Raw genomic sequence first — 13,624 nt, forward strand, 5'->3', positions numbered from 1 at the left:
GCGTGCGGCTTAGTTCAGGCGACGCAAGGCCATGTCGCGATCGTCGAATAGATGGCAGGACTCGGCGGGTAAGGCGATCTGGACGATCTCGTCATCGTTGAGGCGGCTGTCGCCCGGCAGCTTGGCGATCAGCGTACCGCCTGCGCCATGGGTCTGGGCGAGATGCACGTAGCTATGCTCGCCCATGCACTCCACCAGGCGTACGCGGCACGCAAGCGCCTGTTCCGTGCGCGTGCTGGCGGCAATGCGCAGATGCTCGGGGCGAATACCCAGCGTGACTTTCATGCCCTCGCGCGCGTGTCCTGGCTCGACGCGTGCGAGCAGCCGCTCGCCGCTGTCCAGCACGACCTCCACGCCGCCCTCGTGGGCACGCGCCACCGTGGCCGCGAAGAAGTTCATGGTCGGCGAGCCGATGAAACCGGCCACGAAACGGCTCTTCGGATGGTGATAAAGCTCCAGCGGCGCGCCCGCCTGCGCGATGCTGCCGTGGCGCTCCATATCCTTGCCGGCCTGCAACAGGACGATGCGGTCCGCGAGCGCCATTGCCTCCACCTGATCGTGCGTCACATACACCACGCTGGCCTCGCGGAACTCGCGATGCAGCCGGGCGATTTCCGTGCGCGTCTGCACCCGCAGCGAAGCATCGAGGTTCGACAGCGGCTCGTCGAACAGGAATACGCCCGGCTCGCGCACGATGGCGCGCCCAATCGCCACGCGCTGCCGCTGGCCGCCCGAGAGCGCGGCGGGACGACGCTCCAGCAGCGCGTCGAGTTGCAGTGCGGCGGCGGCGCGGCGCACCTTCGTATCGATCACGGCCTTGGCCGTCTTTGCCTGGCGCAGCCCGAATGCCATGTTTTCGTACACGCTCATATGCGGATAGAGCGCGTAATTCTGGAACACCATCGCCACGCGGCGTTGCGCGGGCGCGACTTCGTTCATGCGCTGGCCGTCGATACGCAGTTCGCCTTCGTTGATCGATTCGAGGCCGGCGATCATGCGCAGCAGCGTAGATTTGCCGCAACCGGACGGCCCGAGGAACACGCAGAACTCATTCTTGCCGACGTCAAGCTGCGCGTTGCGAATGACCGCCTGGCCATTCGCGTAAGCCTTCTGCACGTTGTTGAGCGTGATGCTTGCCATGTGTCTTGATCCGTTCCAGTTGCTCTTCGATTCAGCCAGTTAGCCCTTCAGCGAGCCCGCCATCATCCCCTTGATCACCCGCTCCTGACCGAATGCATAGGCGACGATCAGCGGCAGTGACGTGAGCGTAACGACGGCCAGCATCGCGGGCACGTTCGACGAGTATTGCCCCTGAAAATCCCACACCGCGAGCGGCAGCGTGCGGTGCTCCGAGGTCGAGGTGAGCATGTAGGCAAAGATAAATTCGTTCCACAGGCCGATGCCGTTATAGATCGCCACGGTCGCGAGGCCGGGCCCCGAAAGCGGAAAGAACACTCGCCAGAAGATCTTGAACGGCCCACAGCCGTCGAGTTGTGCGGCTTCTTCAAGCTCGCGCGGAATCTGCCGCATGAAGCCCGTGAGGATAAAGATCGAGACCGGTAGACTCAGCGCGACATACGGGCCGATCAGCGCGAACGGCGTGTCGTAGAGGCCCAGATTGCGCGTGAGCAGATAGATCGGCACGAGCGTGGCATGTAGCGGCACGATCATGCCCGCGACGATCAGGCCGAACAGCGGCTTGTTGAGCGCGAAGCGCATGCGCGCGAACGCATAGGCCGCCATCGCGCTAACCATCACGATTAGCACGACCGAGACACCCACGACGAATACGCTGTTGCGAAAGTACGTGAAATACTGGCCTTCGAGCACAGCGGCGTAGTTGCCAAAATACAGATGCGCAGGCAGCGCCCACACCGGCGAAGAAAACGTTTCATCCTGGGTTTTCAGGCTCGTCGCCACCACGAACAGGAAGGGCAAAGTCGTGACGGCGAGCCAGATCAGCGCCAGCAGCGGCACGCCCACGCGGATATTTCGCATTCGCATAACAGGTTGCGTGCGCATCGTTCAGACCTCTTCGGCGTAACGGCGCGTGAAGCGCAGCGACAGGGCCGCCACGGCGCACACGATGAGGAACATCGCCGATCCAATGGTGCTGCCGTAACCCATCTGGAACGAACTGAACACGGTGCGGTACATATAGGTGGCCATCAATTCGGATGCGCCCTCGGGACCGCCTCCCGTCATCACATAGATGAGGTCGAAATAGCGCAGCGAGCCGAGAATCGAGAGCAGCACAGCGGTGCGCATCGTGCCCTGCAGATGAGGCAGCTTGATGCGCCAGAACGTGGTCCATTCCGAAGCGCCGTCGAGGCGCGCGGCTTCCACGATCTCGGCGGGCAGCGACGACAGGCCCGCGAGAAACAGGATCATGTAGAACGGCGTGTTCTGCCAGCAGATCACCGCGATGGTCGAGCCCAGTGAAAAATGCGGATCGCCGAGCCAGTCCTTCGCCAGTCCGTCGAGTCCGAAGGCATGCAGCGCGGCATTGAGCGGGCCGAAGTTCGGATCGTAGATATTCTTGAACAGCACGCCAATGGCGACGCTCGACATCAGCAGCGGCAGGAAGTACAGGATCTTGAGCAGGCGCGAGCCACGCCCGGCTTTGTCAAGCAGCACGGCCAGCGCGAGCGCGATCGGCAGCTCCACGATCACCGACGCGGCGGCCAGGATCGCATTGTTGGCGAGCGATTGCCAGAACACGGCGTCGTGGGCAAGCTTCACCCAGTTCGCGAGGCCGACAAAGCGCGCGTTGCTGCCCAGCCCGTTCCAGTCGAGCAACGAAAGCCGCAGGCTGGAGACGAGCGGATAAAGCAGGAACACGGCAAGCAGCAGCACGGCAGGGGCGAGGAAGGCCGCTGCCACGAGCCATTGGGTTGGCAGCAGGCGCCAGCGGCGTTCGGGAGCGGCGGTAAGGGCGATGTTCACGGGCATGGGTGTGCCCGCCCCTTGCGGGTGCGGGCCATGATTATCATCGATAAGGATGGCGAATGAAGCGTCAACCGCCTGCCTTCGCGGCGTCCTGCATCTGCTGCGCCGCCGCCTGTGGCGTGACGGAGAGACCGAACAACGCCTGGGTCGTGTCCTTGTGCAGTTCACCCAGCCGCGGCGGCAGCGCCTGGTCGTACCAGAGCTGTACGTTCGGCGCCTGCACGATCAGGCTTTGCAGGCGCTTGAGGAACGGATCGTCGAGCGCCACGTTCTTGACCGGCGGAATCTTGCGGTCGCCCACGCGCGCACGCATCGAGACATCGTCGGTCAGCGACTGGATCAGCTTGAACGCGGCGTCCGGGTATTTGCATGCGCTCGAGATACTCAGGAAGCCGTCGCCCACAGTGCCAATCACGTCGCGGGGGTCGCCCTTGCCGCCCGGCACGCTCGGGAACGGGAAAAAGTCGAGCTTCGCCGAGAAAGCGGGATTCTCATTGGCGATGGTCGAAGCCTCCCAGCCGCCCATCAGTTCCATGGCCGCGCGGCCCGAGTACAGCAGGCGTCGCGAAGCGCCCACGTCGTAGTCCAGGCCGTTATAACCCTGCGCGAAGGCGCCCGCTTTCACGAGTTCCTGAATGTACTTGCCCGCCTCTACGAAAGCCGGATCGCCAAAACCCTTGCCGCCGCCCTCCACCGCGCCGCGCACCACGTCCGGACCGCCGATGCGATCGACGAGGTACATGTAGTACATCGAGCCGGTCCACTTGTTCTTGTTGGCGAGCGCGAACGGCGCGACGCCGTGAGAGGTCAGCACCTGCACTACATGCATGAGCTGGTCCCACGTGGCGGGCGGCGTGAGGCCGTACTGCTTGAAGAGATCCTTGTTGTAGAAAATCACGGCGGCCGAGGCGTTTTCGGCGGCCACACCATAGGTCTTGCCGTCAAAGGTCACAGCTTTCCACGAGGCGGGCAGGAAGCGCTCACGGAAAGCGGCGTCCTTCTGCAGATAAGGCGTGAGATCGACGATCTGCCCGGCCTTCACGTATTCGTTGAGCGGGCCGCCTCCCCAGGACTCGAACACACAGGGCGGCTGGCCGGCGCCAAAGGCCACCTTCAGCTTGGTCTTATAGGCGTCGTTGAGGATGTGCGAATTTTCAACCTTGTAACCGGGGTTCTTCTGCTCGAAGCGATCCGACGCGTCGCGCAGGATCTTGCTCGATGTGGCATTGGTCTGCTGGTCCCAGGTGGTGATGATCTTCGCGTCCTGCGCCTGCGCCGTGGTCAACACGCCCGCTGCGGCTAGCGCCGCTAACAGTGCCGCCCGTCCAATCGTCTTCGTTACCGCCGTGTACGCCATTCCGATGTCTCCGGTTTCTGGTTTTATCGATCATCGCTTAACGTTAGCCTTAACGTTACGGCATGGTAGTAAGATCGCCGCTCGCTCACCAGACGGTGTTAACCCGCAAGAAATGGCGTAGTGCGGTATCCATACAACGCCCGTGCAGCAACGTGGCCAGCGGCGCAGAGAGGAAGCATGGGCTTCTGCTAGAATGATTTCCACTGTAACGATAGCGTTACCAGCAATCGTCCTGGGTGCGCTTCATCTACCTTCATAACAAGCTCGTCGCATGACCAAGCAAAATCCCACGCTGGCGGATGTCGCGCGGCTCGCCGGCGTGTCCCAGATGACGGCCTCGCGTGCGCTCAACGGACGTCCCGGCGTCTCGCGCGAAACCCGCGATGAAGTGCTGCGCATCGCCTCGGACATCGGCTACGTCGTCAACCGTACCGCGCAAAAGCTCTCGGGCGGGCGCAACGGCATCATCGGCATCATGACGCCCACGCTCGACACGCAATTCTCTAGCGAGTTGATCCTGGGCGCGGGCCGCGCCGCGCGCGCGGCGGGCTGTGAGGTGCTGGTGTACACCGTTTCTGACGATAGCCACTCGCACCAGGAACTCATCAAGCTGGTGCGGCAGTTTTCGGACGGCCTGCTGGTGATCCTGCCGCGCGAAACCATGTGCCTGGACGCGCTTGCAGCCGCACACGTGCCTGTCGTAGTGGTCGATCAGCGCGGCACGCTCAACCGCTTCCCTTCGGTATCGGTCGATAACTACGGCGGCGCCTGCATGGCGGTCGAGCATCTGATCGCGCTGGGCCACGCACGCATCGCCTTCCTGGGCGGCGACGAAGCGATCGAAGGCGTACGCGACCGGCAACGCGGGTATAACGACACGCTGGCGCGCCGCGGCCTCTCGCGCGACCCGGCGCTGGTCGTGAGCGGCGATCTCTCGCAGATGACGGCGTTCGAAGTGGCGTCGGGCCTGCTCAAACTACCCGATCCGCCCACGGCGATTTTCACGGCCAACGACCAGAGCGCATTCGGCGCAATCGCAGCGGTGCGCGAAGCGGGCCTGCGCGTACCCGACGATGTATCCGTGGTGGGCTTCGACGATATCCCCATGGCCGAGCAGTTTCACCCCGCCCTGACCACCGTGCGTCAGCCGTTCCAGCAGATGTCGAGTTCCGCCGTGAACGCCCTGCTCGCACAGATCGCGGGCAACGACGCCGTGGCGCAGCGCACGACCTTCCCCGCCGAACTCGTCGTGCGCCAGAGCACGGCGCAGGCGCCGGAACACGCGCAGCACGCCGCCACGCGCAAGGGCCGCGCGCACGCAAAGAATTAGGCAGGATGCCGAATTAATCGTAAGTCAAGCGCGCATCCACGTTCTACCAGATGATGTCGAGATGCGTGAGTTCGCGCATGCGCGCATCGGGCGTCACGAGCGGGACGCCTAGCGTGCGCGCGGTCGCGGCAATGAGGCGCTGGGGCGGCGGCAGTTGCGGCGACATGGTGGTGGCGCGCACTGCGATGGCCGTGTCCACGGGCACCATGCGCACGCCCTCCAGCGAGGCGAGCGTGGCAAGCCAGCGGCGCGTATCCATCGATAAGGCAAGCCGCCCGTTCTCCACGAACTGCGCCACCTCCAGCACGCTGATGGCCGAAATCAGCACTTCCGAGTCGTCCAGTGCGGCTTCGATCGCGGCGCGCGCTCGCTCGCTCAACGCCTGATCGCCGCGCAGCCAGTAGACCAGCGCGCAGGTGTCCAGAGCAACCATGACCGTATGTCCCGTGCGTTATTCGTTGCGCGGCAACGTGGCAGGCTGGCCTTCTCCCTCGATATCGCAATGGACGATGGAGGCGCGCAGCGCTTCGAGCGGACTCTTGCGCTTCGCACGATAAGGCCGGATCTCGATGGTCGGCTCGCCGCGGTCGGTGACCACCACGCTTTCGCCGAGCAATTCGACCTGGCGGAACAGTTCACAGGCTTTGGCCTTGAACATCGCTTTGGACACGCGCTTTTCCATCGAAGGATCTCCACCTTGCCGGCGCGCCTGATTATGGTTTTGGGAACTTCGTGGAAATTCGCAACGATACGCCGCGCGCCTGGAGCGTTATCGCTAACGTTCGCAAGATAGCATGTGATCGCGAGGCGCTTCAAGTGCGCCTGGGCAGGGGTATTCCCCATGCGCGAAGCGAGGAGAAAAAAGGAAGCCGGCGCGTCAGGGTTGGAGGATAACGACCGCGCCGGCGCGGCGCGGGCCAATGCTGGCCGCGCCTGTCCATAGGGACTATTGCATCCGTGCCGCCCGAATCAGAACAGATGCATCACGCCCGCGAATACGCCGAACTGGCCCTGACCGTAGTTGGGGTTGCCGTTCGCCGACGATCCCGTGGTCGGGTCGTAGTCGTTGTTTCCGTATGAACCGTTGCCCAGGTTGATGTTCGACGTCGAACTGTTGTGTACGTAGCCCGCTTCCGTGTAGAGGAAGGTGCGCTTGGACAGGTTGTAGGTGCCGCCCAGCGTGTAGAGCGTGGCGTTGCCGTTGCCATGGTTGGCGTTGGCGTGGAAGACCGCGGCCGTGATGGCCGCGGCGGCGTTGATCTGCCACGCCGCGCCGACCCATTCGTGGTCCACGGCGGTCGGTGCGGAAACGCCGTCCGGTTGCGAAGCGTCGGTTACGCCCACGCTTGCGTTGGTGGCGTTGGGTGCGCTCAGGTGCTGGTAGCCCGCGTAGAACTTGACCGGACCGAACACCAGCGTGCCGCCCGCAAGGATCGAGCGCGAGTGCTGGTAGACGTCGTTGAAGGTACCGTCCGCGCCGCGCACTTCGTCATAGATCACGCGGAAGTCGCCCAGCCCGTACGAGTAGACCGCCTCGATGCCGTCCGTGCGGCCCTGGCCGGTGGGCGTGGAAGCGGCATTCCATTTGGTGTTGTTGGTGAGCGCGTATTGGCCGCGCATCTGGAAGCCGCTCCAGCTCGGCGTCTGGTATTCGAAACCGTTGGCGGCGCTCGCCCAGTTGCGTCCGCGCACCAGCGTCGCGATCGCGTAACGCTGCATCAATTGCGGATCGGCGCCCCAGCTGTCCTGCGAGATTTCGCCCGCACCCAGGTTGCCCATCTTGAAGGTACCGTAGCGATCGTTGTCGAATCCGACGATGGCATGACGGCCGAACAGCGCGCCCGCGGACTGGCCGTTCTGCGTATTCAGCTGCCCTTCCAGCTTGAAGATGGCCTTGGTACCTCCGCCGATATCCTCCGCGCCCTCCAGCCCGAACCACGAACAACCCCAGTCGCCGCTTTCCGCGCTGACTGCGTGCTTGTTGCCCGGCAAGCCGGTTTCATACTGGATGCCGTTGTCGATGCGGCCATACAGCGTGACCTGGCTTTGCGCCTGGGCGGCGGATGAGGCCGTAGCCAGCACGGCAAGGCCAATAAGCGTCCTTTTCATCAGGTATCCTATATTTTTTCGTCTGTCTCCAAACCACGTCCCGGCTGCTCCGGGCTTGCCGTCGCAGCAACCTGAAATGCCAGCGGCACTTCGGGAGCCGATTATAGGAAGGCCTTCTAAGGCTGCGTCGCCTTTACGCGCCAGGGAAAATGCGCCCCGTCTCTAACGTTGTTTCCACTAAAGAATTACGCTAACGCTAACGTTATGACCACATGGAGTGGTCAGTTCTGCGGGACGAGCGCGTACCTGTGTATCGTGGGAGGCAAACCGGACGTCGGAGCAAGCATTGCGCTGGTGGTCAGCGCGCTAACCGTCCAGGCGGTCGGTCAAGTACGCACGGTGCACCTGTCGCGTGCGCGCGACGCGACGGTTGCAGACGCGTTCGGGCGCCCTGGGCACGTAATCTGCTGGCGGCATGCTATGACATTCAACGCGCCCATCGAAAACGTCAGGCGAAAAGGACAAACCGGCATGGATGACGATCTCCGGTTACCGCAGCCCGGCCGCACCCCGATCTGGCTCGGGCTCGCGGGTGTGCCGCTTATCTGGCTGCTGCACCTGGCGCTCTGCGTGACGCTCATCTCGAACGCCTGCGACGACTTCCAGCGCAACGGCACGCTGAGCTGGCCTGCGGTCGAGCGGATCGTCGTTGGCGCGTCGGTGATCGCCCTGGTGGCGTCGGCGGTGATTGCGGTGGCTGCCGGCCGCGCCTGGCGGATCATCGCCACACAGGTGCCCGGCAAGCGCGATCCTGCCCGCTTTATCGCGTGGTGCGGCGCAACGGCTGCGGTCGCTTTTACGGTGGGCCTCGCCTTCTCATCCTGTCTGTTGATCGTCGTGCCGATTGACCGGCTTTGCGCGACTTTTCACTAAGGCTCTAACGCCCAACTCCGTCGGCCTCTTACTGAAGGGGTCGAACCATCTTTACATTCAGATTTCGATTTGCCATGCGAAGTGGCTGCATCTCGCCCAATTGACTCGTTTGCTCTGCAAGTAAAGTCATAGGCGTCAGGAGGCCCATACCTATAGCGAGCGCTTCCTGGTTTCAGGGAGAGAGCAGTGAATTCAATTAGTTATCCGATCTATCTGGCGCTTGGCGCATTGCTGGCGAGCGCAGTCATTGGGCAAGCTCAGGCGCAGGAAGTCTATGTCACGGGCGGCACGCTGGGCGCGGGTCTGGGCGGCGCGCTCAATCTGAGCCCGCATTTTGGCGTGCATGCCGACGCCGAAGGTTTCGGCCTGAGCCATACCGTCACCGTGGACGACAACCGTTACGACGGGCGTCTCACGCTTGCGCAAGGCGGCACGTATCTGGACGTGTTTCCGTTCGCTTCCAGCGCGTTCCGGGTCACGGCTGGCGCACTATTCAATGGTGACTCGCTGAGCGCAAAGCTGGCGCCGAATGCGCAGGGCAATTACAACATCGGCGGTCAAACCGTGCCGGCGCTCGGCCCCGCTCCATCCGCCAAAGTTACGCTGCCGCATGTGATGCCGTATATCGGCATCGGTTATGGGCACAAGAAGCCGGCGCTGGGTCTGGGCGTGTCGTTCGATCTGGGCGTGGCGTATGGCCGTCCGCGCGTGGACTACGATGTGCCGTCGGTGTACGACCCATTCGTCACGGACCAGAACATCCTCGACGAAGAGCAGAAGTTCACGGAAAAGGTGACCCGCTACCACTGGTATCCGGTGGCGCAGGTCGCCCTCACGTATCGCTTCTGAGCGCGATGTCTAGCGCTTTTTAAATACGTCGATCGACGAAAGCGCGTGGCCCTTGAAGTCGAACAGCGTATTGTTGTCCCACTGGTCGCCCGCGCCCACCTTCCAGCCGACGTTGGGCGTGGGGATCCATTCGGGTTCCCACCAGAAGACGCCTTTGCCGCGCCTGTTCGGGATGCCCTTCACGACGTTCGTGAGCGCGGCGAAGAACTGCGCCTGGCCTTCGGGCGTAGGCGGGAAATTGAGCGTGCCGGTGTTGGTCATCGAGTTGGGCTCGGAGTCGCCGTCGCTCGTGGTCCACGGGTAGGCGGTCTCCACGACGATGATGTCCTTGCCGTAGCGCGTGGCCAGATCGTTGGCGTTGTTCTGCAGATCGTCGAGTGAGCCCTGCCACTGCGGGTAGTACGAAAGCCCGATCAGGTCGAAGTTCACGCCGCGCTGCACGGCGCTATCGAACCACCAGCGGCTCTTCGCGTTGTCGCCGCCGCTGTCGATATGCAGCATGTGCCTGATGTGCGGATCGACGGATTTCACGGCGTCGTGCGCGGTCTTGAGCAGTGTCGCAAGATTGTCCCACTGGTCGTATTTGCCTAGCGGCCAGAGCATGCCTCCGGTGATTTCGTTGCCGGTCTGCACCCACTCGGGCCGCACGCCCTCTTCACGCAGCATGCGCAACACGCCCGAGGTGTATTCGGACAGCAACTCGCAGGTCTGCGCGAGATCCTTGCCCGCCCACGCGTGCGGCGGATATTGTTTGCCGGGATCGGCCCACCAGTCGCTGTAGTGGAAGTCGATCAGCACGCGCAGGCCGAGTTCGGCTGCGCGGCGCGCCAGCACACGTACATGCTTCGCGTTGTTGTAGCCAACTGCGGGGCTTTGATTGGCCGGAAAATAATCAGGATTGCCAGGGTCATTCCAGACCTTGATGCGGATGGCGTCCAGCCCATGCCGCTTGAAGATGCGCAGGCAGTCGTCGGCCTTGCCATGGTCGTAGAAGCGCGCGCCGTTGGCTTCCAGTTCCAGCAGCGTCGACAGGTCCGCGCCCATCGCCAGGCGCTCGCCGCTGCCGCTTGCGTCGCCTGTCAAGGCCGATGCCGCAAACGTGGGAGCCGCACCCGATGCGAGCGCGGTGCAGGCCAGCCAGGACAGCATCTCTCTTCTTTTCATCTGTGCTCCTCCATCGTTCATCGTTATCAGGCGGCCCGCAACGGCGCGGCCCGCTACGCTTGAGCGTTCTTTTTAGCAATCAAACTGGATCGCGCCACGCGCACACGTCACCGGTGTCAAGCGACGCCTCGCCCAGCACGAATTGCGCATTCGCGGGCGCTGGCGCCGCCGCACGCGCATCGCCAAAGTTGAAGGCGAACGTGAGGCCGCCGCGCCGCGCGAGACGCAGCCCTTCGGGCAAGGTCTGGAGTGCGAGGCCCGCCGCGCGCGCCGCATCGGCCAGTACGGTGCGATGCAGTTCGTGCGTGAGCCAGGCGGCGACATAACGCACGCGGCCATGCGCGAGCAGCGCGGGCCAGCCGTCGGTGAAGCTCGCTTGCACGGCCGTGCCTTCATTCGCGCGCACGTGTTCGCGCCAGTGCAGCGCCGTGCCCGGCACGTCACTTACGCTCAATGCGGGCGCAAGCGTGGGCCGCAGCGACTCGACTTCGAGCACCTGCATCGGTATCGCGCGCTGCAACGGACCGGGCGGCAACGCACCGGGGATCGCGAAGTCGCTGGTTTTGGAGCCGCTGCGCGGACCAAACACCCATTGCGCGTCGCTGCGCTCGATCTGATCGACCAGAGCGTCGTCGATCACGGCCAGCGACGGCACCACCACGAGGCGATACACAGAGAGATCCGCGTGACGCGACACGATATCCACGTCCAGTCCCTGTTCGCGCATCGCACGGTAATAGTCGAACGCCAGCGTCTGATAATCGAAGGCCGCGCCGTGGCGCTGGATCTCGAACATCCATTGCGTTTCATAGTCGAATACCAGCGCGACTTGCGCACGCGCGGGCGCCGCGAGCGTGCGCAGCACCTCGCTTTGCGCAATCTCCTGCGCCGCGCGCGCCACTTCCTTGCCGCCCGGCGACAGTTCGTTGTTCGGCAGATTCAAGCCCGAATGCATCTGCTCCTGCGCATAGGGGCATTGGCGCCAGCGGAAGTACGAGACCAGTTCTGCGCCGTGGGCGAAGGCCTCATAGGCCCACAGACGCACCATGCCAGGCGCGGGCACCGGATTCCACGGCGCCCAGTTCACAGGGCCCGCCTGCTGTTCCATCACCCAGAAGCGGCCCGCGCCAATGGCGCGATAGCGATCGTGGTCGAAGGCGGAGACATCGGGGTGCGCCGTGCGCGCATAGCGCGCCTTGTCGGCTTCGGGCAGGCCGATCACTTCGGTGCGCGCGATCGGATAGCTGTCCCACGTGGCGACGTCGATCGCCTTGTCGGCGGCGAAGCGGTAGTGATCGAAGGTCGTGAAAAAGCCCATGAAGTTGTGCAGCACGTCTGCGCCCGGCGCGTGACGGCGCAGCACATCGGCCTGCTCGCGATGAAAGCTCGCCACTTCGTCCGACATATAGCGGCGGAAATCCAGCAGGTGCGAGGGATTCGCGTCGGTAGGCGTGAGCACCGGCAGGCCGATCGATTCGAACTTCGGGTACTCCATGCTCCAGAACACGTTGCCCCACGCGCTATTGAGCGCGTCGATACTGCCGTAGCGCTGTTGCAGCCACGCCTGGAAGCGCCGCTGCGCCGCAGGAGAATAGCTGGGCACGGTCTCGTGGCAGCCGAGTTCGTTGTCGGTCTGCCAGGCGACAATGGCGGGATGCCGGCCGTAGCGCTGCGCCATCGCCTCGGTTATCCGTACGCATTCCTGACGATATCTCTCGCTGGCGATATCGTAGTGTCGCCGCGAGCCGTAGTTCCAGCGCGTGCCGTCCGCGCGCACCGGCAGCATGTCGGGATCGCGTTCGACCAGCCATTTCGGCGGCGACGCCGTGGGCGTGCCAAGCACGAGTTTCAGGCCTTGCGCAGCGAGCGTTTCGATCGCCTCGTCGAGCCATGTCCAGTCGTATTCGCCCGCGCGCGGCTCCATGCGGCTCCAGGCGAATTCGGCGATGCGAACGTGCGAGATGCCCAGTTCGGCCATGCGGCGCGCGTCGTCGGCCCACATCACGCGCGGCCATTGTTCGGGGTAGTAGCAGACACCGATTTGCATGAGTGAAAACCCGGTTCAGATAAGCGAAAAAAAACAGGCGGTAGAAAAAAAGGACCTTCGGCATAGCAATGCCGGACAGGAGGTCAGCCCTTGCTGGCGCCGAAGGTCAGTCCCGCGACAAAGTGTTTCTGCATGGCGAAGAACATCAGCACGGAAGGCAGCGCCGCGAGCACCGATCCCGCCGCGACCAGATTCCATGCGGTCGTCCACTGCCCCTTGAGGGCGGCTACGCCCACGGTGATGGGCGCGGCGTCGTCGCCTTGCGTGAGGCACAAGGCCCAGAAGTAGTCGTTCCAGACAAAAGTGAAAACGAGAATGCCGAGCGCCGCGAGCGCCGGACGCACCAGCGGCATGACGATGCGCCAGTAGATCGTCCACTCGCTCGCACCTTCCACACGCGCCGCTTCAATCAGTTCGAACGGCAACTGCTTGATGAAATTGCGCAGGAATAGCGTGCAAAAACCGGTCTGAAACGACATGTGAAAAATGATCAGCGCCCAGACCGTGTTGTAGAGCCCCACGCTCAGCGCCATATCGCGCACCGGAATCATGAGAATCTGGATCGGCACGAAGTTGCCCGCGACGAAGGCGAACAGCACGGCAGTATTGCCGCGAAATCGATAGGTCGAAAGCGCGAAGCCCGCCATGGATGCCAGCACGATCGCGCCGATCACCGAAGGCACTGTAATCAGTACGCTATTGGCGAAGTAATGGAGCATCGGCGTTTGCGTGAGCGCCGCGCCGTAATTGTCGAAGAGCGCGAAATGCTTCGGCCAGCCCCAGTAGTCGCCTTGCTGCAATTCGTCGGTGGAACGGATTGAGGTAATCAGCACAGCGAGCATCGGCAGTAGCCAGATGAGCAGCGCAATCGGCAAGGAGATCTTGTAGAGCGTGCGATTCGCGGGTTTCCATCGTTCGACGGGAAGCGGATACATGTGCGGAAACT

At 63.3% G+C, this 13,624-nt stretch carries 13 protein-coding genes; 3 read left to right on the plus strand and 10 right to left on the minus strand.

All coding sequences use genetic code 11. The features are described 5' to 3' along the window. Positions 1-9: 9 nt before the first annotated feature. From VG320_RS26860 to VG320_RS26875, 4 genes are all read right to left on the minus strand, one after another. On the minus strand, positions 10-1,140 hold the full coding sequence (locus tag VG320_RS26860; protein WP_327203104.1) for a sn-glycerol-3-phosphate ABC transporter ATP-binding protein UgpC: 1,131 nt from the start codon (positions 1,138-1,140) through the stop codon (positions 10-12). A gap of 39 nt (positions 1,141-1,179) precedes the next feature. Further along, positions 1,180-2,004: a carbohydrate ABC transporter permease gene (locus VG320_RS26865; RefSeq protein WP_327203105.1), complete on the minus strand. Its 825-nt coding sequence runs from the start codon at positions 2,002-2,004 to the stop codon at positions 1,180-1,182. 21 nt (positions 2,005-2,025) lie between these two features. Continuing rightward, a complete protein-coding gene (locus VG320_RS26870; RefSeq protein WP_327203106.1) occupies positions 2,026-2,952 on the minus strand; it encodes a sugar ABC transporter permease in 927 nt (308 codons plus the stop codon). Between the two features lie 64 nt (positions 2,953-3,016). Next, a complete protein-coding gene (locus VG320_RS26875; RefSeq protein ID WP_327203107.1) occupies positions 3,017-4,306 on the minus strand; it encodes an extracellular solute-binding protein in 1,290 nt (429 codons plus the stop codon). 271 nt (positions 4,307-4,577) lie between these two features. Between VG320_RS26875 and VG320_RS26880 the strand changes: the two genes are divergently transcribed. Then, entirely contained in the window at positions 4,578-5,636 is a 1,059-nt protein-coding gene (locus VG320_RS26880) for a LacI family DNA-binding transcriptional regulator (protein ID WP_327203108.1), read from the plus strand. A gap of 43 nt (positions 5,637-5,679) precedes the next feature. Here the strand turns inward: VG320_RS26880 and VG320_RS26885 are convergent, their stop codons facing one another. The 3 genes from VG320_RS26885 to VG320_RS26895 all read right to left on the minus strand — a co-directional run bounded on the left by VG320_RS26885 (position 5,680) and on the right by VG320_RS26895 (position 7,745). Next, a complete protein-coding gene (locus tag VG320_RS26885) occupies positions 5,680-6,069 on the minus strand; it encodes a type II toxin-antitoxin system VapC family toxin (protein ID WP_327203109.1) in 390 nt (129 codons plus the stop codon). Between the two features lie 18 nt (positions 6,070-6,087). After that, positions 6,088-6,306: a type II toxin-antitoxin system Phd/YefM family antitoxin gene (locus tag VG320_RS26890; RefSeq protein WP_414696127.1), complete on the minus strand. Its 219-nt coding sequence runs from the start codon at positions 6,304-6,306 to the stop codon at positions 6,088-6,090. A gap of 299 nt (positions 6,307-6,605) precedes the next feature. After that, positions 6,606-7,745 carry a porin gene (locus VG320_RS26895; protein ID WP_327203111.1) on the minus strand — a complete coding sequence of 380 codons (1,140 nt, stop codon included), beginning with the start codon at positions 7,743-7,745 and terminating at the stop codon, positions 6,606-6,608. Between the two features lie 471 nt (positions 7,746-8,216). On the opposite strand from VG320_RS26895, the gene VG320_RS26900 reads away from it, so the two are divergent. Together VG320_RS26900 and VG320_RS26905 are read left to right on the plus strand one after the other, a co-directional pair. Continuing rightward, on the plus strand, positions 8,217-8,618 hold the full coding sequence (locus VG320_RS26900) for a hypothetical protein (RefSeq protein ID WP_327203112.1): 402 nt from the start codon (positions 8,217-8,219) through the stop codon (positions 8,616-8,618). 186 nt (positions 8,619-8,804) lie between these two features. Next, complete coding sequence (locus VG320_RS26905) at positions 8,805-9,467, plus strand: hypothetical protein (protein ID WP_327203113.1); 663 nt, start codon at positions 8,805-8,807, stop codon at positions 9,465-9,467. A gap of 9 nt (positions 9,468-9,476) precedes the next feature. Here VG320_RS26905 and VG320_RS26910 read toward each other — a convergent pair whose 3' ends face one another. From VG320_RS26910 to VG320_RS26920, 3 genes are all read right to left on the minus strand, one after another. Further along, complete coding sequence (locus VG320_RS26910; protein WP_327203114.1) at positions 9,477-10,631, minus strand: arabinogalactan endo-1,4-beta-galactosidase; 1,155 nt, start codon at positions 10,629-10,631, stop codon at positions 9,477-9,479. A gap of 79 nt (positions 10,632-10,710) precedes the next feature. Continuing rightward, positions 10,711-12,678 carry a beta-galactosidase gene (locus VG320_RS26915; protein WP_327203115.1) on the minus strand — a complete coding sequence of 656 codons (1,968 nt, stop codon included), beginning with the start codon at positions 12,676-12,678 and terminating at the stop codon, positions 10,711-10,713. Between the two features lie 83 nt (positions 12,679-12,761). Beyond that, positions 12,762-13,613, minus strand: coding sequence for a carbohydrate ABC transporter permease (locus VG320_RS26920; RefSeq protein ID WP_327203116.1), 852 nt, complete (start codon positions 13,611-13,613; stop codon positions 12,762-12,764). Positions 13,614-13,624: the final 11 nt, after the last annotated feature.

Origin of the sequence: Paraburkholderia sp., from assembly GCF_035948235.1 — a bacterium.
GTDB lineage: Bacteria > Pseudomonadota > Gammaproteobacteria > Burkholderiales > Burkholderiaceae > Paraburkholderia.

Excerpts from the sequence above, each read along its gene's own strand:
- VG320_RS26860 (WP_327203104.1), bottom strand. The coding sequence starts at position 1,140 with ATGGCAAGCATCACGCTCAACAACGTGCAGAAGGCTTACGCGAATGGC.
- VG320_RS26865 (WP_327203105.1), bottom strand. The coding sequence starts at position 2,004 with ATGCGAATGCGAAATATCCGCGTGGGCGTGCCGCTGCTGGCGCTGATC.
- VG320_RS26870 (WP_327203106.1), bottom strand. The coding sequence starts at position 2,952 with ATGCCCGTGAACATCGCCCTTACCGCCGCTCCCGAACGCCGCTGGCGC.
- VG320_RS26875 (WP_327203107.1), bottom strand. The coding sequence starts at position 4,306 with ATGGCGTACACGGCGGTAACGAAGACGATTGGACGGGCGGCACTGTTA.
- VG320_RS26880 (WP_327203108.1), top strand. The coding sequence starts at position 4,578 with ATGACCAAGCAAAATCCCACGCTGGCGGATGTCGCGCGGCTCGCCGGC.
- VG320_RS26885 (WP_327203109.1), bottom strand. The coding sequence starts at position 6,069 with ATGGTTGCTCTGGACACCTGCGCGCTGGTCTACTGGCTGCGCGGCGAT.
- VG320_RS26895 (WP_327203111.1), bottom strand. The coding sequence starts at position 7,745 with ATGAAAAGGACGCTTATTGGCCTTGCCGTGCTGGCTACGGCCTCATCC.
- VG320_RS26900 (WP_327203112.1), top strand. The coding sequence starts at position 8,217 with ATGGATGACGATCTCCGGTTACCGCAGCCCGGCCGCACCCCGATCTGG.
- VG320_RS26910 (WP_327203114.1), bottom strand. The coding sequence starts at position 10,631 with ATGAAAAGAAGAGAGATGCTGTCCTGGCTGGCCTGCACCGCGCTCGCA.
- VG320_RS26915 (WP_327203115.1), bottom strand. The coding sequence starts at position 12,678 with ATGCAAATCGGTGTCTGCTACTACCCCGAACAATGGCCGCGCGTGATG.
- VG320_RS26920 (WP_327203116.1), bottom strand. The coding sequence starts at position 13,613 with ATGTATCCGCTTCCCGTCGAACGATGGAAACCCGCGAATCGCACGCTC.